The sequence below is a fragment of the Microcystis sp. 49638_E5 genome (assembly GCF_021300285.1).
Taxonomy (GTDB): domain Bacteria; phylum Cyanobacteriota; class Cyanobacteriia; order Cyanobacteriales; family Microcystaceae; genus Microcystis; species Microcystis aeruginosa_C.
Genome location: NZ_JAJTDH010000100.1, coordinates 1 through 16,877, shown reverse-complemented (window position 1 = coordinate 16,877; position 16,877 = coordinate 1). Strand labels below are relative to the sequence as shown.

Genomic DNA, 16,877 nt, shown 5'->3' with positions numbered 1-16,877 from the left:
ATCCAATAAACGCTTGGGGAGAGAATACCTCTACTTTTTCAGAAGCAATTCTGTCTAAGCAAGTAATCTCTGTGAACCAAGAATCCCCGTCTCTTTAGAGCGGGGAGTGTCAAAACAGGTTTGGCAAAATACTTCCCTAACTATTCCCCAATCTTTCCCCGATTTAAAATGATTTCCGGTCTTAATTATCTGAGCAAAGCTAGTTATCGCTGTATCTTGAGTTTAGGCAGTGCCGGCAGTATTTTAAGTCTCGCTAGTGCCAGCAGCATTTTAAGTCTGGTTAGTATCGGCAGTATGCTCAGTATTGGCAGTGTCGGCAGTATTCTCAGTATTGGCAGTGTCGGCAGTATTCTCAGTGTCGGCAGTGTCGGCAGTATCTTTGGCATCTTTCAATATCATTCTCTGCCTAACTATCCAGAGTAGTTCATTAGAACTAATCCTCACCGCTTCTTTACTGTGGGGCGATCGCTTTTTATGCAAACAAAATAGAAAGGTTATTAATCGGATTAAGGGATTTATGAGGCTGCGGCAAAACTAACACGACGATAAATTTCTAGCAAGGGAAGTTCAACGTTTAAACTCTCCAGAGGGATTATTTGACTAAGTTGATCGTAGGTTTGTAGTTGCCAGCGATCGCTCTGTGCGAGTCTGAAATATTGCTCAATGTAGGGTTCAGTTTGGCTAACGAGCAGATATTCACAAAAACTTGGCAGGGAACGATATTTTCTAAATTTATCACCTCGATCATAGGCTTCCGTGGCGGGGGAAAGCACCTCTACAATAAATAAAGGATTAAGAATTTCGTCTTTGCGATCGCCGTTAAATTCTGGTTCATGGTTAACAACCATGAGATCGGTATAGGTTCCACAATTATATTCAGGAATCCACAGCCGCAGATCGCTGTTATACAGACGAAAATCCCTATCTCTTAATAAAAATCCCAAAAAAACCGAGATATTGATCGCGATCGCGCTGTGGGTTGCGGTTCCTCCAGGCATAAGAATCATTTCTCCATGGCAATATTCATAACGTTCCTGAGAAGTTTCAGCGATCACCCGATATGCTTCCAAAGTGACAGGGGTTTTGGTGACTGTCGCAATAGTTGGTTTTTCTTGAGCGATAATCATGTTTGTCTTTCTCCGATATTCTAAGTGGCTGGTTATAATTAAATTAATAATGGATTTTAGGTTCGATCCCCCCTGCCCCCCTTGATAAGGGGGGTGCCGATAGGCGGGGGGATCCCCCTTAATAAGGGGGGCATCTGATAATTTTTAACCCCTACCCACTTATTAATTAATTTTATGGTTATTTTTTAGGGATTGTGGGGAAGCGATCGCTTTTTATCAAAATAGAATAGAAAGAGCGATCGCAGTTTTTCTGAGGTGAGAGAGAAAAATTTTTTAAGAGCAAACTATCGTTAATTTGATTGTATGTATTATAATTGAGTCGTTAAATTTAAACAAAATACTATACTGTCCTCATCGAGGTTATTGTTGATGAAATCAGAGTATGATCTCGCTAATATGAAAAGTCGTCCTAATCCTTTTGCTCAACAACTCAAGCGGCAGGTCACTTTACCTTTAAGGATTGATGTCATTGATTTCTTTGAAAAAAAAGCAAAAGAAAAAGGAATTTCTTATCAGGAACTAATTGATTTATATCTTCAGGATTGTGTGACAAACGACCGAGAACTCACTTTTTAGCGATCGCTTTTTATCAAAATAGAATAGAAAGAGCGATCGCATTGTGAGCATCAGTTAATAAAACAATAAAGTTCGGGGTCAGGTACTCAGGTTTGCTAATTGTTCCTGAATATTAGCTTGAGTAGAGAGTTTTTCGGATTTTTCCCATAGAGCGTTAAAGATACTTTTATCTGTCTCGACAACTCTTGTTTGATAGGAAATATAACCTGTTTCTGTTTGACGATTCATAGTTCTTCTCGCTGTAAAAGAATTTCTTGGAACAGATAAGTTTTCGCTAATCAATAGGTTGGTATCATCCCAACGATAGCCTTCAACATCTTTGGCTTTTTCCTGACAAATCCAAGCAACTTCTATGCCAGAGTTAAGTTGTTCCTGAATCACCTGTAAATGCTTTGGAGTCGGAACTTCAGGAAGAATAAAAACTCGTTGAATAGAAATCTTCCTTTTGATTAGTTCTTCGTTAACTTCCCAGAATTTTTGACCAAGGGGATTATCCCACCAGATGGAATCTGTCATCGAGTGAACAGCCAAGATTCGAGATTGACTTTGAGGATCAATGTGTTTGAGTAGTTGAGCAACCTTTTCTAAACGAGATTCGCCGCTAATTTCAATGTTAATTTCAGGCATAATTGTGTTAGTCAAAATTGTGCAATCAAGGAGGGTTAGATTATTTTCATCTAATTTAACATCGGTCAAGTTAGCTCCCGTTAGATTAGCTTTGCTCAAATTGGCATGACTTAAATCGGCTCCTGTTAAATCAGCTTTGCTCAAATTGGCATGACTTAAATCGGCTCCTGTTAAATCAGCCTTATTTAAATTAACCCCCAAAAGATTAGCCTTACTGAAGTTACATCCCATCAATTTTGCGTCGGAAAGATTGCCTTCACTATCCATTAAATTAACTTGGCTGAAATTCAGTCCCCGAAAATCTCGTTCGCCAATTTTGTGAAAATATGTCAATTCTTTTGTGCTATGAATATCGGGGTGATATTCCTTGGGTGCATAAACGGCAATCATCGCTTTGACGTAGGCGAAAAAATGAGCCTTGAGAATATTTTCATGGGTGTGGATGGTAATAACTTCTTTACCATCATACTCAACCGCCGCCTTGACAGTTATGGCTCCTTGTTGACCCGGTGTCAAGTTGGCTAAATAGATAGATTTAAGGATATGTTTAACCTCAACTAAATGAGCTAGAGCCTCATTAAAAGCAGTACAAAGTGCATCTACTGAACCTTTTTTAAAGGCTGATTCAGTGTAACGCTCTTGGGTTTTTGTATTACATAGGATAACTGTCGCGGAAGTTAAATTGTTATTGGCACAAAGAATTTCAAAGTTCTCAATTTTCCAGCCTTGAAAAAGGAAAAGATTATCTTCAAAGAATAAGTTTTGTTGAGGCTCGTTTTCTAAAAGCTGATTGAGTTTTACTTTTTCATTTTCCATTGCCGCTTTACCGAGATTTTTGAGAGTTCTTTCGATAGAAGCTGGCGAGGTATCTTCCCCTAAAAACTGTAAGAATAAGGAAGGAGAACCCACAAAAGGATATCCACTGGCAATGAATTCTCGATCTGCGATGGTGATAATACCTGCTAGGCTATACTTTCTGGCAATCTCAACTTGAATTGCCGTTTTTAAATTAACGTTGGGATATTTTTCTAGGTCAATTTCTTTCAAGTTAACTTGACCGACGTTAATCTTACTCATAAGTTCAATGATCGAACGATTGGCATATTCTTGAGATTTAAGATTTTTCATACTATGCCAAATTTTGATTAATCCCATTTCCCCAATGTAAGGATTAATTTTTCCCTCTAAAACAAGTCCCATAACCCTAGTAGCTTCCCTGTTAAGAGTCGTCTGATTTCGTAATAAAAACTCTTCAATCAGAGCAGCGTCAATTAAGACTTTTGGAGCTTGAGAATTGTTATCTTTTGATGGGAATACCTCTAAGTTATCTAGAAAAAAATCAATATTTATACTAGGATGATTAGTCACTTTACGCAAACTAAGCTTGATTTCGTACTGCACAAAATCATCAGATTCGTTTTCGAGATTATTTCTCAAATCCCAAAGTTTTTTAATCACTTGAGGCTCAGGATATTCTCCTAATTTCCTTATGATTTCAGCACGGATATCGCTATCCTGTTCATTGTCTAGTTGAGCTAACAACCCATTAATAATGTCAGCACGGGGAGTGACCGATGTTGGTATCTCGCACAATAACTCTGTGTTTTCCATTTTTAAATCAATCTCCTTGATTGGTGGTCTTCTCATCCGCACTAATTGTGTCTGACAGTAAAAGACTGCTCTAATTGAGAATTTTCAGCGTAGCGTGTTGGCAAAACTCTCACTAATTCATCGTCATTAATGTCAACAAAATAGCCCTTTTTAAAGAGAATCCTTCTTAGGGAAGTAATTCCCAGACGCTCACTTTCATCTAAATCAAGGTAATCCTTAAGATGGGATCCTAGATTTTTGTTGAAATCCGCGTTTAGATTTTTGCCGCTGCTATGATTGGACATTTCAGCGAGGTCATCGGCGGAATAAAGTCCTGTAGCCGCCAGATAAAAAATAATTTTGTATTTTTCAGATAGGGTTCCGATTTCTTCCAACAAAGCTTCTAGTTTGGGTATATCCAAACCACAGTTTCTTGCCTGTTTTTGGGCATCACACAGTGACAGGGGCATTTTGTATTTTTCAGATGCGGGTTCGATTTCTGCCAACAAAGCTTGTAGCTTGGAAATATCCAAACCACAGTTGCTTGCTTGCCTTTCGGCATCGGATAGGTTTTGGGGCATTGACGAGAGCGTCTTCATGGCTGTATTTTCGAGCTAGTTCGCATATTTTGAAATGGAGTACCAACAATTATTGTTTAATGATAGCAATAATTGTTGGTTTAACTTTGCAACAATTGTTGGTTTAACTTTGCAACAATTGTTGGTTTAACTTTGCAATATTTATTGGTTGATATCCTTACGGTAAGTGATTATATTATGGATACCATTAAAAAAAATAGAGCGATAGTAAAAAACAGTACAAAAAAGCTGGTCGAGTGTTGGCGCACTGTCCAGCCTGAATTAGGTAAACGTTCTACCTACCGCTTCCCGTCTTGATTATCTCCACCCTGACGTTTTGCTAGTTCGTTGATGGTGTAGATAAAAACGTAGTCGTAGGGATGAATCTTCCCGACAGCTACGCCGTAAGCAAGGGAGCTTAGGAGCATGACAGTGAGTAAGTGCTTCATTGATTGACCTCCTGGCTTCTTAGTCCACTAATAAGGTTTTTAAGTCTCCTGGTGGGCTGTTGAGAGGGCTAATCCCGATGATGCGAAGCTAGGAGAGGGCCAGCATCCTCGCGGGTGCTGGCTCTTTACTCATCATTATCATCCCCGCATCCTAGCTTATTAGGGCAGATTGAGTCAAGCTAATAATGTTAGGGATTCCTGACACGAGGAGCAAAACACTACTAGGCAAAAACAAAGATCCTGATCAAATCAACTGCCACCTTAGCCATGAAGACACTTAGCCACAAAACAGAAGATTTGAGTATAGCCGATGTCTCATCCGATTACCCCGATCAATGGGTGGTCTTAGAGATCACTGGTCGCGACAAATATGGCTGGCCAGAGAAAGGTAAGGTTATTGGGTATTCAGACGATAAAAGTAAGCTGATACAAGAGACTAAACATTTGAAGGGAGACTTATATTTGTTTTATACAGGTCTTGTTGACGGTGGTAGGGTTGCTTAAAAATGTTAGAATCTATACAAAAAGCACAATCTCCTTTAGCTTTGGCCCCTCCGTTGGCAGCTGCCATTAAACGAGGCGAAGAAGCGAAGAAACGGTTCCTATCTCAGCAAGGCGGAACCTTAACCAGCGCTGAGGTTTGTAGTGTTTTAGCCTGTAGTTCTTTGGAATTAGAAACTATGAGGCTCAATCATCAGGTCTTAGGTTTATCTGTCAACGAGGAATTAGTTTATCCCGCTTGGCAATTTATTGATGGCAAAGTTTTGTCAGGTTTAGACCAAGTGTTAGCCGTTTTAAAAGAAGATGGTGCTTGGACACAAATGCTCTTTCTGCTCACGGGTGATATTCGTTTAGAGGGAGCAACCCCGCTAGAAAAACTCCAAAAGGGAGAAATCGAGCCAGTGGTTTTGGCCGCTAAGTGCTACGGGAGTCATAGCGCAGCGTAATGGGTTTGCCTCCTTTTCCCCTCCCACCAGACGATTTTAGTCAGCGTCAATTGCCCGTCATTGAAACCCCAGGCCCCTGGCTAAGATTAAATAAAACCGGACACCTTTCTAGTCTTCATTTTGACCGCAGTGGTAGCGGTCGTTTCGATGGGCCAAATCAGGGCTATGGGCTTCTCTATGTGGGTGATGAGTGCAGTACCTTTATTGAATGTTTTGGCCGAACATTTGACGGAGCCGTAACCGTTACAGCCCTAAGAAATAGAAATCTTTTTAGAATTAGAAGTGATCGCGCTTTACTGTTGGCCGACTTAACGGGGCCGGCCCTTGTTCGCATAGGAATAGATGCCCGCATTTCTTCTGGTGATTATGAATATTGTCGGACTTGGGGGCAGGCAATTTGGGAACATCCCCAAGGAGTAGATGGGATTAGATACCGTTCTCGTCATGATGATAGTGTCTATTCCGTTGGGCTTTTTGATCGGGTTAGAAACCATTTGCAAGAAGACAACTTAGGTAATTTATACGATGATAATTCATCCTGTTTAGGTGAAATTTTGGAGCATTATGATTATGCTCTTATTCAAGAATAAGTATCTTTTTGCAATAGGTGCATCTCATTTTTGTCAATCTACGGGTTCTACCCCCCAAACCCCCCGTTGGGGGCGTGGCGCCGCCCCCAAACCCCCCGCGCATTAGCTTTTCGGTGGGATGCTTACACGCGATTGTTCATATTTTTGTACCAATTTAAGAGTCACTGATAAGTGCTGATTGTCGGTATTTCTGCAAATGTGAGATGCACCCTTTGCAATTAGACGCAATCTCCCCTATTCAGAACGGCCAAGTGTTAGGGAATTTTCTGTTAAGTTAATAGCAGCCCACTCGTCGCAAAACTTCAGTGATCACTGATTACTGATCACTGATTACTGATCACTGATCCTCTTGCCCTATTTTGGTAAAATCAACTATAATGGGGAGAAGTTAATTTTTGCCAAGCTTGAGCAGACTTAAACTAATCCCTCAGTGAGCAAGCAATTGAATCCTATGCTTAAAATTGCCCTTTTTGGAACCAGTGCCGATCCTCCTACTGCCGGTCATCAAGCCATACTAAAATGGTTATCGGAACAGTACGATATCGTTGCGGTTTGGGCTGCCGATAATCCCTTTAAAAATCATCAAACCAGTCTCGAACATCGTCTGAGGATGTTAAATTTGCTCATCCGGGATATTCAACCCCCAAGGGATAATATACAACTGCGACGAGAATTAAGCGATCGACGTAGCTTAATTAGTGTGGAAAAAGCGCAAGCAATTTGGGGAGAACAGGAGGAATATACCCTAGTCATTGGTTCTGATTTAGCTGGACAAATTAGGCACTGGTATCGTAGCCAAGAATTACTAGAAAAAGTCAAAATTCTCGTGATTCCTCGTCCCGGATATCCTATTAACCAAGATGATATTGAACAACTGCAAACATTAGGGGGTGATTGTCTGATTGCCGATGTCTTTGCTCCGGCTGTATCCTCAACAGATTATCGAGAAAAAGGCGATAAACAGGCTGTTCCTGCACCGATTAAAGATTATATCGAAGGTCAAAAACTTTACGCATGAAATCGCCAAATACCCTAGCTAATAAATCTCTAGCTGATTTTAAAGTGGGAGTTGATAACGTGATCTTTTCCGTTGATACCCAATTAAATCGGCTGCTAGTGCTTCTGATTAAACGACGGGAAGAACCTTTTAGTAATTACTGGAGTTTACCCGGAACTTTAGTGAGAAATGGGGAATCACTGGAAACGGCAGCCTATCGAATTTTAGCCGAGAAAATTAGTGTCAATAATCTCTATCTAGAACAGTTATATACTTTTGGCAGTCCAGAGGGAGATTCCCCGGCAGCGGCCGAGAGTTTTAGGGAACGTTATCTATCGGTGAGTTACTTCGCTTTAGTGCGGTTTGAGGAAGCAAAGTTAATCACTGAACGGGATTATAATATCACTTGGTATATGATTGATAAAGTGCCAGATTTAGCCTTTAATCACGGTCAAATTTTGGAATATGGCTGGCGAAGATTACGCAATAAAGTAGAATATAGTCCCGTCGCTTTTGAGGTTTTACCAGAATTATTTACTTTAAATGATCTTTATCAATTTTATGAGACAATTTTAGGTAAAAATTTTAGTGATTATTCTAACTTCAGAAATCGGCTATTGAAATTAGGATTTCTCAAGGATATGGGTTTAAAAGTCTCTCGTGGTGCCGGTCGTCCTGCTAGTTTATATCGCTTTGATGAAAAAGCTTTTGCTCCCTTTAAAGAGCAACCGTTAGTTTTTGTTTAAATAGGAAAAAATATGAGAATTGCTATCGCTCAATTAAATCCCATTGTTGGAGATATCGAAGGAAATGCCCAAAGAATTTTAGAGGCCGCTCAAACGGCATTTAATCAGGGAGCGGAATTACTTTTAACCCCGGAATTATCCCTCTGTGGTTATCCCCCCAGAGACTTGTTATTAAATCTGGGTTTTGTGGAGAAAATGTCTCGACAATTGCAATTATTGTCCCAACAATTACCAGAAAAGTTAGCCGTCTTAGTCGGTTTTGTCGAAAAAAATCCCTCGGCAACGGTCAGGGGAGAAAAGCCGTTATTTAATAGCATAGCTTTGTTAAAAAGTCAAGAGATTAAACAAATTTTTACTAAACGTTTATTGCCTACCTACGATGTTTTTGATGAGGATCGTTACTTTGCTTCTGGGAAAGAAAGTCAATATTTTCAAATAACAGAAAATAATGTAAAAATCGGTGTAACTATCTGTGAAGATGTTTGGAATGATGAACAATTTTGGGGTCAGCGTCAATACGCGGTTAATCCCATCGCCGATTTAGCTAATTTAGGAGTGGATTTAATCGTTAATCTTTCCGCTTCTCCCTACAGTGTCGGTAAGCAAAAATTGCGAGAATCTTTATTATCCCATAGTGCCACTAGATATAATTTACCGATAGTTTATGTCAATCAAGTGGGAGGTAATGATGATTTAATTTTTGATGGTGACAGCGTGGCTTTTAACCGACAAGGAGAAGTGATTTATCGCGCTCAGGCATTTACTTCTAGCCTAGAATTGATCGAGTTTAATCAAGATTTGTTACCCGCAGTTATTCATCCTTTACCCGTCGATGAAGATGAGGAAATTTATCGAGCTTTAGTCTTAGGAGTGCGAGATTATGTGCAGAAATGCGGTTTTAAACGGGTAATTTTCGGCTTGAGTGGTGGCATTGATTCCAGTTTAGTTGCCGCTATTGCCAGCGACGCATTAGGTAAAGAAAATGTTCTCGCTGTGATGATGCCTTCTCCCTATAGTTCCGACCATTCGATTAGCGATGCAGTGGCTTTAGTTAATAATTTAGGTATCAAAAGTGAGAAGTTAGCAATTCAAGAAATTATGACTGCTTATGATCAACTTTTAGAGCGGCTTTTCGCTGGGACTGATTTCGGTATTGCCGAAGAAAATCTTCAGTCACGCATTCGCGGTAATTTATTAATGGCTCTCTCTAATAAATTCGGTCATTTACTATTATCCACTGGCAATAAATCAGAAATGGCGGTGGGATATTGCACCCTTTACGGTGATATGAATGGTGGTTTAGCAGTGATTGCCGATGTGCCGAAAACGAGGGTTTATTCCCTCTGTCGCTGGTTAAATCGGCACGGGGAAATTATTCCCCTTAATGTGATTAATAAAGCTCCTAGTGCTGAATTAAAACCCAATCAGAAGGATCAAGATTCTTTACCTCCCTACGAGATTTTAGATGCTATTTTAGCACTATTAATCGATCGCCATCAATCCACCGAACAAATTATCGCCGCCGGCTTTGAGCCTGAAATTGTGCAGAAAGTGATTAAATTAGTTAAAAATGCCGAATTTAAGCGCAAACAAGCTCCCCCGGTCTTAAAAATTAGCGATCGCGCTTTTGGCACTGGTTGGCGAATGCCTATCGCTAGTCGCTGGGGTTAGGGGGGTTTTTCAGTTATCAGTTATCAGTTGGGTTTCATACTTCAACCCAACCTACGTTCTTCATAATTCATAATTCATAATTCATAATTCATAATTCCCACTTTTCTAGGGGTATTCGTGAGAGAGGAAGGGTAAAGGGATTAATTCTCCTGTTGCCTCGCCGATTTGTACTTTTAAACCCTCTCCTCCCGCTTTTGTTTTCACATAACCCAAGCCAAAATCCTCCAGCACACTGGTGAGTAAACCGACTTTTTGCGCTTCTAAAATAATCGGGGTATTGCTGGGGACGGGTTGGCTAAGTTTTATGCCCCAAAGTCTTTGTTTTACGCCTTTATAGGTGTTGAGACGGGCGATAGTTTCTTGACCAATATAACAGCCCTTATCAAAAACGATCGCTCGCCATAAACCGGCCTCTAACGGGTTATAATCTTCGGTTAATTCTCGCTCGACTGCTGGTCGGCCTTGATGGATTCTTAGGTATTCCCACACCTGCTCATCGGCGGGAGTAACGCCATTTTTAATTAAATTTTCCCAGAGGGGACCGGCTTCGGCGGCGGCAACGATTAAAGTGTATCCGGGTAGGTCTAAGCCGGTGCCGACGGCCACTCTCAGGGCGGGTTCAGAAAGGAGATAATGACTATGCTGCACCCCCGTTAAAATCTGCTCTGGAATGGCGATTTTTTGCAGGTATTGCCCGCTTTCAGTACCTATTAGGGTGACAATGGCAAAATTATCGGTTAAGTCGCTAATTTCCACCTTATCGAAGGGGAAAATATAGCGATCAATCAATTCCAGTAAAAATTGACGACGTTGGGGAGAAACGAGGATGAGGAGGGAATCATCGCCAGCGTAAACTGTGACAAAATCGAGAGTACGACCGGTAGAGTTAAGGAAAATTGTCTCACAACCCTGACCCGGTTTGAGGCGATCGATCGCGTTACTGGTTTGATTGTGGAGAAAACGCAGTCGATCCTGGCCTTTTAATTCTAATAAACCCCAATCGGAGCGATCGATTAAAATTGTTTGGGATGCTAAATTTTGGGGATCATTACTGTAATCTTTGAGAAAATTAGCGGCATACTCTGCCTTGATCGTTTCTAAATCTGCTTTCATTGGGGTAAATTAGCGAATAATCGGTTAATAATGCGCTCGGTTTTCGTTTCCAAACTCTGCCAATCTAGTTCACCGGTGGGGTCGAGGAGACTGGTATCGATGGTGACGCTCTCTCCCTCATCGGTGGGATAATCGAGAAAACAGACTTGAAAACAAAGTTCCCAAATATTTACAGTAACGGAGCGATCGAGATAAGTCAAACAGAGCAGATAACTGGGATAGGGATCTTGAATTTCTGTATAAGTTCCTTTCCAGAGGGAATTTTCTAACTGTTTACGCAGATTATCCAGCACCCGAATAAATGCCGGCTGCATTAATAATTGTGCCTGTTCCCAAGCGGTAATATCTTTAAATTTTGGATTCATCTTATCAGTTATCGGTTATCAGTTATCAGTAAACAGTAAACTGATAACTGATAACTGATTTAGGCTGTTACGAGGGTTGCTTCCTTAGCTGCCATCATTTTCATCAGGTCTAACATCCGGCAGGAGTAACCCCATTCGTTATCGTACCAAGAGACGACCTTAAAGAAATTGGCATTAAGTTGAATGCCAGCTTTAGCATCAAAGATACTGGAACGGGGGTCAGTGATAAAGTCACTCGATACCACTTCCTCATCGGTATAACCGAGGATACCTTTCATCGGACCTTCGCTGGCGGCTTTCATAGCGGCGCAGATTTCCTCGTAACTGGTGGCTTTTTCGGTTTTAAAGGTTAAATCCACCGCCGAAACGTTGGGAGTTGGCACACGGAAGGCCATACCGGTTAATTTGCCTTTTAGGGAAGGAATAACTAGGGTTACTGCTTTGGCTGCTCCCGTGGAGGAGGGGATAATATTTTGACCGGCGCCGCGACCACCGCGCCAATCTTTTTTCGATGGACCATCCACGGTGGGTTGAGTGGCGGTCATCGAGTGTACCGTGGTCATTAATCCTTCCGCTAGTCCGAAGTTATCGTTAATAACTTTGGTGATCGGGGCTAAACAATTGGTGGTACAACTAGCGTTAGAGACGATCAGATCCTTAGCGGGATCGTACTCATTATCGTTAACGCCTAGTACAATGGTACGAATTTTGTCGGGATCTTTGGTGGGTGCGGAGATAACCACCCGTTTGGCCCCGGCTTCTAGGTGTTTTCCTGCCCCTTCCGCGGTGGTAAATAAACCGGTGGACTCGACCACATAATCGGCCCCAGTTGCACCCCAGGGCAGTTGAGCAGGGTCTTTAATCGAGTAACAGGGGATAAACTTACCATCCACGACGATGCCATCTTCTTTTGCTTCTACCGTACCCTGAAAACGTCCGTGGGTGGAGTCGTATTTGAGCAGATAGGCAATATTATCGGAGGGAACCAGATCATTTATACCAACAAACTCGAAATCAGGATTTTGGATACCCGCCCTAAAAACGAGGCGACCGATACGACCGAATCCGTTGATGGCGACTCTTACTTTTGTCATGAAAAAAACTCCTTTGCAGCTGCGATAAGCTTAGGCACGATCAAGAAAAAACAATCCGAGAATTGATTAGCCTGTAGAGAATCACTATATATGCTAATCAGCTTTTATTGATCGCTAGATGAAGTATAGAAAGATTTTAAGTTTCAGTGCTTCCAAGATAAAAAATCATCAATTTGCTACCCTAGTCGTCCTCGCCACCGGCATCGAGAAAACCTGATTAGGCCTTGGCCGACCAACGAGAGTCTGATTATATAGCCTTTTGGGAAAAGTTGACATTAAAAAATCATTAAAAGCTTTCTGAGAATGATTGATACCTAAGTTAAGAACATATTAATATGCCTTTAAAAGCCATTTAAAAACCCCGCCCGACTGACATAAATTCCCCTAGCCGGATTGGCAAAATATAGTTTATTTTAATAGTTTTTTGCGCCCCAAAAGGTTACACTCTTGATTACAGTTTTAAAACTGACCGAGGGTTAACCCTCTCGATGGAGAAATTGTCTATCAACTCTCTTAATCTCATCCTTCATAGATATTGGAGAAATATTCATGGTATTCACACCAGAAAGACCCTTAACAGAACAAAATCCCCTTTCTCAAGACGAACTCTATAAAACCCATGCCTATTGGCGCGCTTGTAACTATTTAGCTGTAGGTATGATTTATCTGCGCGATAATCCCCTGCTCAAAGAACATCTTAAACCCGAACACGTTAAGTATCGTTTGCTCGGTCACTGGGGAGCAAGTCCAGCCTTAAGTTTTACCTACGTTCACCTCAACCGTTTAATCAAAAAATACGACCTCGATGTGATTTTTATGGCAGGTCCTGGCCATGGGGCGCCGGGGGTACTCGGTCCGGTTTATCTAGAAGGAACCTATTCGGAAATTTACCCCGATAAAAGTGAAGACGAGGAAGGATTACAAAAATTCTTTAAACAATTTTCTTTTCCCGGTCACATCGGTAGTCACGTCACCCCCGAAACCCCCGGTTCTATCCATGAGGGCGGCGAACTGGGTTATAGTGTTTCCCATGCCTACGGTTCTGTTTTTGACAATCCCGACCTAATTACGGCCGTGGTGGTGGGTGATGGGGAAGCTGAAACCGGTCCCCTTGCTACCGCATGGCACTCGAATAAATTCCTTAACCCGATTCGCGATGGTGCGGTACTGCCAATTTTAAACTTAAACGGTTATAAAATCGCTAATCCCACCATTCTCTCCCGTATTTCGACGCACGAGTTAGAAAGTCTCTTTGTTGGTTACGGTTACACTCCCTACATCGTCGAATGTAAGGAAGATGAAGACCTCATGCACTGCCATCAAAAAATGGCCGCTACCCTAGAACACTGTATCAATCAGATTCGCTCCTATCAACAGGAAGCTCGCAGCACGGGTATTGCTAAACGTTACCCCTGGCCGATGATTATCCTCCGGTCTCCCAAGGGTTGGACGGGTCCGAAAAACGTTGATGGTCATAAAGTAGAAGGATTCTGGCGCGCTCACCAAGTCCCCATGGGTGCCATGCAGGAAAACCCCGACCACTTGAGAAAATTAGAGGAGTGGATGAAAAGCTATAACCCGGAGGAATTATTTGACTATACCACGGGTAAATTTAAGCCAGAATTTAAAGAACTCGCTCCTAGGGGTCATCGTCGCATGAGTGCTAATCCGCACGCTAACGGCGGATTGCTGCGGAAAGACCTAAAAATGCCCGATTTTCGTCAGTATGCCGTAGATGTCACCCACCCGGGCCAAGTGGAAGCAGAAAACACGGGAGTGATGGGGGTATTTTTGCGGGATGTAATGCGAAATAATATGACTAATTTTCGCGTTTTTGGTCCCGATGAAACTGCTTCTAATCGTTTAGCGGCTCTCTATGAAGTGACTAAAAAAGCTTGGTTAGCTGATACCTATCCAGAGGATTTAGATGGTAGCCAATTATCTCCCGATGGTCGTGTGATGGAGATGCTGAGTGAACATACTTTAGTCGGTTGGTTAGAGGGTTATTTATTATCCGGTCGTCACGGTTTATTTCACTCCTACGAGGCTTTTGCCCACGTTATTGATTCCATGTTCAACCAACACGCTAAATGGCTCGATATCTGCAAAAATCATGTGCCTTGGCGTGCTTCTGTTTCCTCTTGGAATCTGTTATTATCCTCGGTGGTTTGGCGGCAGGATCACAATGGTTTTAGTCACCAAGACCCCGGTTTTATCGATTTAGTAACCAATAAAAGTGCCGACGTGGTGCGGGTTTATCTTCCCCCCGATGGGAATTGTTTATTAAGTGTGGCTAATCACTGTCTCAAGAGCAAGGATTACACTAATATTATCGTTGCTGATAAACAGAAACACCTGCAATACTTGACCATTGAAGAAGCAATTAAACACTGCACCAAAGGTATCGGCATTTGGGATTGGGCAAGTAACGATGATGATGGAACTAATCCCGATGAACCAGATGTAATTATGGCTTGCTGTGGGGATATTATCACTAAAGAATCTTTAGCAGCAACGGCAATTCTGCGGGAGGAATTCCCTTACTTAAAAGTTCGCTTTATCAATGTGGTTGATCTGTTTAAATTACAGTCGGAAAGTGAACACCCTCACGGTTTATCGGAACGGGATTTTGATAGTTTATTTACCCCTGATAAGCCAATTATTTTTAATTTCCACGGTTATCCTTGGCTGATTCATAAACTTACCTACCGTCGCAGTAATCAGGAACGTATTCATGTGCGCGGTTACAAAGAAGAAGGGAATATTAATACTCCCCTAGAATTAGCGATTCGTAACCAAGTTGATCGTTTTCATTTAGTAATCGATGTCATCGATCGCGTGCCAAAATTAGGTTCTGCTGCCGGTCATGTGAAAGAACGGATGAAAAATGCTATTATCGATAATCTCGATTATGCTTTTACCAATGGTATCGATAAGGACGAGATTACTAACTGGAAATGGCCCTATTAATTAGGCTAGAAAGTGGTTTAGGTGATGATAATTTATTAGTTTACCGATAAATTTCATCTTCCTATTCCACTTAAATAGATTTAATTTACTGATCCAATTAAAATCATCAATATTGCGAGTTACAATTGTTAAATTATAAACGAAAGCTGTTCCCGCAATAATGGCATCTCCTAAGGACATCTTTCTGATTTGTTTTAAAGTTACTGCTTGGTTAATTACAGGTTGAGAGATGGGTAAAATTTGAGAAGCATTAAAAAATTCTTCAAAATAGACTTTATCCTGATGAGTTAACCGATGGTAGCCTAAAACTTCCAGATAGGATAAAGCAGATACATAAGGAGAATTTTCTGCAATAAACTCCCGGAGAAACTCATTTTCCAATTGAGCGGCATAGATAATAATATTACTATCTAATAACATGATTTAATCCCGATCAGGAAGAGAGCGATCGCACCGATTTTGTTGTTGCCACTGTTGGGTATCAACATCAGTAAAAGTATTATTATTAGCAATTTTTTTCAAAGCATTGGCCATTTTTTGACCGTTAGATCGATTTTCACCAATAATATTTTCTTCTAGTAAGGTAATATAAACATTAACAGGATATTCGGAGTTGATTTCAGGGGTTTCATCAAGCCATTGAAGGGTATTATTTTTCAAAATTGCTTTAAAGGTTTTTACCATAGTTTTTTCCGCCGTTAAATGATACAGGATAAATGATTCAGACTAGCCCTAACCCAATTTTAACACAAGACCAACCCAACAAACTCCCCTGAACTCAATCTTTTAAATTAACGTCTTTGGATCATTTCATAATCAAAAGTTCATTACCAGAGCGAAAAATTACGCAAAATGGTGATAGTAACTTTACCTGTTTTTAAGGCAGGCTAATTTATCGACGATGACTGGGTGAAAATTAATCATTAAATCAATTTATAACAAGCAATCGAGGGTTTTACTCTTGTGTTAATGTACCTTAAAAAAGTAGCTTTGGCTTTATTTTAGCTTTTGGAAATAAAATTAAGATAAAGTGTACTAGAATAGATAATTTATTCGTTTGAAAAAACGCATTCAATCATCTATTTTAATAAATGTTCTATTTCTTCATCTGTAAAACCAAATTGTCTAAAAATTCGTAAAACATAAGCAGGGGACATTTCTTTTGCACCTATATCGATAGGAACGATTCGATGTTGATTATACAATACTCTACAATATAAACGATGATCACCTTTTCCTTCTCGATAAAATTGACAGCCTCCTTTTTCAAGAATTTTGATTAGTGCTTTGGGTTTAAGAGAAGGAATATTTTTAGGCATAAACTCAGCAATTCTCATTTTAAAAAGTAACAAGTGATACAGACAGAAACAAAGCTTTAAGCGAGCTACAAAATGCGCTCCCGCGAGTGCGACTGCATCGCAGAGAAGTGAGTATATA

General features: G+C 40.9%; 19 protein-coding genes. 9 read left to right on the top strand and 10 right to left on the bottom strand.

The genetic code is table 11. The features are described from left to right. Positions 1-168: 168 nt before the first annotated feature. Positions 169-423, top strand: a complete 255-nt coding sequence (locus LW728_RS19925; RefSeq protein WP_002750132.1) for a hypothetical protein — start codon at positions 169-171, stop codon at positions 421-423. 92 nt (positions 424-515) lie between these two features. Here LW728_RS19925 and LW728_RS19920 read toward each other — a convergent pair whose 3' ends face one another. Continuing rightward, positions 516-1,127, bottom strand: a complete 612-nt coding sequence (locus tag LW728_RS19920) for a Uma2 family endonuclease (protein ID WP_287767849.1) — start codon at positions 1,125-1,127, stop codon at positions 516-518. 369 nt (positions 1,128-1,496) lie between these two features. On the opposite strand from LW728_RS19920, the gene LW728_RS19915 reads away from it, so the two are divergent. After that, positions 1,497-1,703, top strand: coding sequence for a UPF0223 family protein (locus tag LW728_RS19915; protein ID WP_002750139.1), 207 nt, complete (start codon positions 1,497-1,499; stop codon positions 1,701-1,703). 78 nt (positions 1,704-1,781) lie between these two features. Here LW728_RS19915 and LW728_RS19910 read toward each other — a convergent pair whose 3' ends face one another. The 3 genes from LW728_RS19910 to LW728_RS19900 form a co-directional block, all read right to left on the bottom strand. Next, on the bottom strand, positions 1,782-3,941 hold the full coding sequence (locus LW728_RS19910) for a pentapeptide repeat-containing protein (protein WP_287767847.1): 2,160 nt from the start codon (positions 3,939-3,941) through the stop codon (positions 1,782-1,784). A 41-nt stretch (positions 3,942-3,982) separates the two neighbouring features. Continuing rightward, positions 3,983-4,501 (bottom strand): hypothetical protein, encoded by a 519-nt coding sequence (locus tag LW728_RS19905; RefSeq protein WP_287767852.1) that lies wholly within the window; start codon positions 4,499-4,501, stop codon positions 3,983-3,985. A 296-nt stretch (positions 4,502-4,797) separates the two neighbouring features. After that, complete coding sequence (locus tag LW728_RS19900) at positions 4,798-4,947, bottom strand: hypothetical protein (protein ID WP_016515388.1); 150 nt, start codon at positions 4,945-4,947, stop codon at positions 4,798-4,800. 267 nt (positions 4,948-5,214) lie between these two features. Between LW728_RS19900 and LW728_RS19895 the strand changes: the two genes are divergently transcribed. The 6 genes from LW728_RS19895 (at position 5,215) to LW728_RS19870 (ending at position 9,898) form a co-directional block, all read left to right on the top strand. Then, positions 5,215-5,451 (top strand): hypothetical protein, encoded by a 237-nt coding sequence (locus LW728_RS19895; protein ID WP_287767843.1) that lies wholly within the window; start codon positions 5,215-5,217, stop codon positions 5,449-5,451. A 2-nt stretch (positions 5,452-5,453) separates the two neighbouring features. Further along, positions 5,454-5,894 (top strand): hypothetical protein, encoded by a 441-nt coding sequence (locus LW728_RS19890; RefSeq protein ID WP_287767840.1) that lies wholly within the window; start codon positions 5,454-5,456, stop codon positions 5,892-5,894. Continuing rightward, positions 5,894-6,484 carry an RES family NAD+ phosphorylase gene (locus LW728_RS19885; protein ID WP_287767838.1) on the top strand — a complete coding sequence of 197 codons (591 nt, stop codon included), beginning with the start codon at positions 5,894-5,896 and terminating at the stop codon, positions 6,482-6,484. Before LW728_RS19890 ends, LW728_RS19885 begins: the two co-directional genes overlap by 1 nt. A 451-nt stretch (positions 6,485-6,935) precedes the next feature. Next, complete coding sequence (locus LW728_RS19880) at positions 6,936-7,502, top strand: nicotinate-nucleotide adenylyltransferase (protein ID WP_002743664.1); 567 nt, start codon at positions 6,936-6,938, stop codon at positions 7,500-7,502. Further along, positions 7,499-8,227 carry an NUDIX hydrolase gene (locus LW728_RS19875; RefSeq protein ID WP_016514666.1) on the top strand — a complete coding sequence of 243 codons (729 nt, stop codon included), beginning with the start codon at positions 7,499-7,501 and terminating at the stop codon, positions 8,225-8,227. The genes LW728_RS19880 and LW728_RS19875 overlap by 4 nt, the downstream gene beginning before the upstream one ends. Before the next feature lie 12 nt (positions 8,228-8,239). Beyond that, on the top strand, positions 8,240-9,898 hold the full coding sequence (locus LW728_RS19870) for an NAD+ synthase (RefSeq protein WP_287767834.1): 1,659 nt from the start codon (positions 8,240-8,242) through the stop codon (positions 9,896-9,898). A 105-nt stretch (positions 9,899-10,003) separates the two neighbouring features. Here the strand turns inward: LW728_RS19870 and ygfZ are convergent, their stop codons facing one another. The 3 genes from ygfZ to gap are packed head-to-tail and all read right to left on the bottom strand — an operon-like array spanning position 10,004 to position 12,470. Continuing rightward, on the bottom strand, positions 10,004-11,011 hold the full coding sequence (gene ygfZ / locus LW728_RS19865; protein ID WP_287767833.1) for a CAF17-like 4Fe-4S cluster assembly/insertion protein YgfZ: 1,008 nt from the start codon (positions 11,009-11,011) through the stop codon (positions 10,004-10,006). Next, on the bottom strand, positions 11,008-11,376 hold the full coding sequence (locus LW728_RS19860) for a hypothetical protein (protein ID WP_008200332.1): 369 nt from the start codon (positions 11,374-11,376) through the stop codon (positions 11,008-11,010). The genes ygfZ and LW728_RS19860 overlap by 4 nt, the downstream gene beginning before the upstream one ends. A 59-nt stretch (positions 11,377-11,435) precedes the next feature. Then, the gene (gene gap, locus LW728_RS19855; RefSeq protein WP_002739710.1) at positions 11,436-12,470 is read right to left on the bottom strand and encodes a type I glyceraldehyde-3-phosphate dehydrogenase; all 1,035 of its coding nucleotides are present in this window, start codon (positions 12,468-12,470) and stop codon (positions 11,436-11,438) included. A 549-nt stretch (positions 12,471-13,019) separates the two neighbouring features. Here gap and LW728_RS19850 point away from each other — a divergent pair. Further along, positions 13,020-15,440: a phosphoketolase family protein gene (locus LW728_RS19850; protein WP_287767831.1), complete on the top strand. Its 2,421-nt coding sequence runs from the start codon at positions 13,020-13,022 to the stop codon at positions 15,438-15,440. Here the strand turns inward: LW728_RS19850 and LW728_RS19845 are convergent, their stop codons facing one another. From LW728_RS19845 to LW728_RS19835, 3 genes are all read right to left on the bottom strand, one after another. After that, on the bottom strand, positions 15,441-15,860 hold the full coding sequence (locus tag LW728_RS19845; protein ID WP_287767830.1) for a type II toxin-antitoxin system VapC family toxin: 420 nt from the start codon (positions 15,858-15,860) through the stop codon (positions 15,441-15,443). 3 nt (positions 15,861-15,863) lie between these two features. Further along, on the bottom strand, positions 15,864-16,124 hold the full coding sequence (locus LW728_RS19840; RefSeq protein ID WP_002757302.1) for a hypothetical protein: 261 nt from the start codon (positions 16,122-16,124) through the stop codon (positions 15,864-15,866). Positions 16,125-16,519: 395 nt separating this feature from the next. Then, positions 16,520-16,759: a type II toxin-antitoxin system HicA family toxin gene (locus LW728_RS19835; RefSeq protein ID WP_271990358.1), complete on the bottom strand. Its 240-nt coding sequence runs from the start codon at positions 16,757-16,759 to the stop codon at positions 16,520-16,522. Between the last annotated feature and the right edge of the window lie 118 nt (positions 16,760-16,877).

What these genes read in the sequence shown, in the direction of transcription:
- LW728_RS19925 (WP_002750132.1), top strand. Translation starts at nt 169, where the DNA reads ATGATTTCCGGTCTTAATTATCTGAGCAAAGCTAGTTATCGCTGTATC.
- LW728_RS19920 (WP_287767849.1), bottom strand. Translation starts at nt 1,127, where the DNA reads ATGATTATCGCTCAAGAAAAACCAACTATTGCGACAGTCACCAAAACC.
- LW728_RS19915 (WP_002750139.1), top strand. Translation starts at nt 1,497, where the DNA reads ATGAAATCAGAGTATGATCTCGCTAATATGAAAAGTCGTCCTAATCCT.
- LW728_RS19910 (WP_287767847.1), bottom strand. Translation starts at nt 3,941, where the DNA reads ATGGAAAACACAGAGTTATTGTGCGAGATACCAACATCGGTCACTCCC.
- LW728_RS19905 (WP_287767852.1), bottom strand. Translation starts at nt 4,501, where the DNA reads ATGCCCCAAAACCTATCCGATGCCGAAAGGCAAGCAAGCAACTGTGGT.
- LW728_RS19900 (WP_016515388.1), bottom strand. Translation starts at nt 4,947, where the DNA reads ATGAAGCACTTACTCACTGTCATGCTCCTAAGCTCCCTTGCTTACGGC.
- LW728_RS19895 (WP_287767843.1), top strand. Translation starts at nt 5,215, where the DNA reads ATGAAGACACTTAGCCACAAAACAGAAGATTTGAGTATAGCCGATGTC.
- LW728_RS19890 (WP_287767840.1), top strand. Translation starts at nt 5,454, where the DNA reads ATGTTAGAATCTATACAAAAAGCACAATCTCCTTTAGCTTTGGCCCCT.
- LW728_RS19885 (WP_287767838.1), top strand. Translation starts at nt 5,894, where the DNA reads ATGGGTTTGCCTCCTTTTCCCCTCCCACCAGACGATTTTAGTCAGCGT.
- LW728_RS19880 (WP_002743664.1), top strand. Translation starts at nt 6,936, where the DNA reads ATGCTTAAAATTGCCCTTTTTGGAACCAGTGCCGATCCTCCTACTGCC.
- LW728_RS19875 (WP_016514666.1), top strand. Translation starts at nt 7,499, where the DNA reads ATGAAATCGCCAAATACCCTAGCTAATAAATCTCTAGCTGATTTTAAA.
- LW728_RS19870 (WP_287767834.1), top strand. Translation starts at nt 8,240, where the DNA reads ATGAGAATTGCTATCGCTCAATTAAATCCCATTGTTGGAGATATCGAA.
- ygfZ (WP_287767833.1), bottom strand. Translation starts at nt 11,011, where the DNA reads ATGAAAGCAGATTTAGAAACGATCAAGGCAGAGTATGCCGCTAATTTT.
- LW728_RS19860 (WP_008200332.1), bottom strand. Translation starts at nt 11,376, where the DNA reads ATGAATCCAAAATTTAAAGATATTACCGCTTGGGAACAGGCACAATTA.
- gap (WP_002739710.1), bottom strand. Translation starts at nt 12,470, where the DNA reads ATGACAAAAGTAAGAGTCGCCATCAACGGATTCGGTCGTATCGGTCGC.
- LW728_RS19850 (WP_287767831.1), top strand. Translation starts at nt 13,020, where the DNA reads ATGGTATTCACACCAGAAAGACCCTTAACAGAACAAAATCCCCTTTCT.
- LW728_RS19845 (WP_287767830.1), bottom strand. Translation starts at nt 15,860, where the DNA reads ATGTTATTAGATAGTAATATTATTATCTATGCCGCTCAATTGGAAAAT.
- LW728_RS19840 (WP_002757302.1), bottom strand. Translation starts at nt 16,124, where the DNA reads ATGGTAAAAACCTTTAAAGCAATTTTGAAAAATAATACCCTTCAATGG.
- LW728_RS19835 (WP_271990358.1), bottom strand. Translation starts at nt 16,759, where the DNA reads ATGCCTAAAAATATTCCTTCTCTTAAACCCAAAGCACTAATCAAAATT.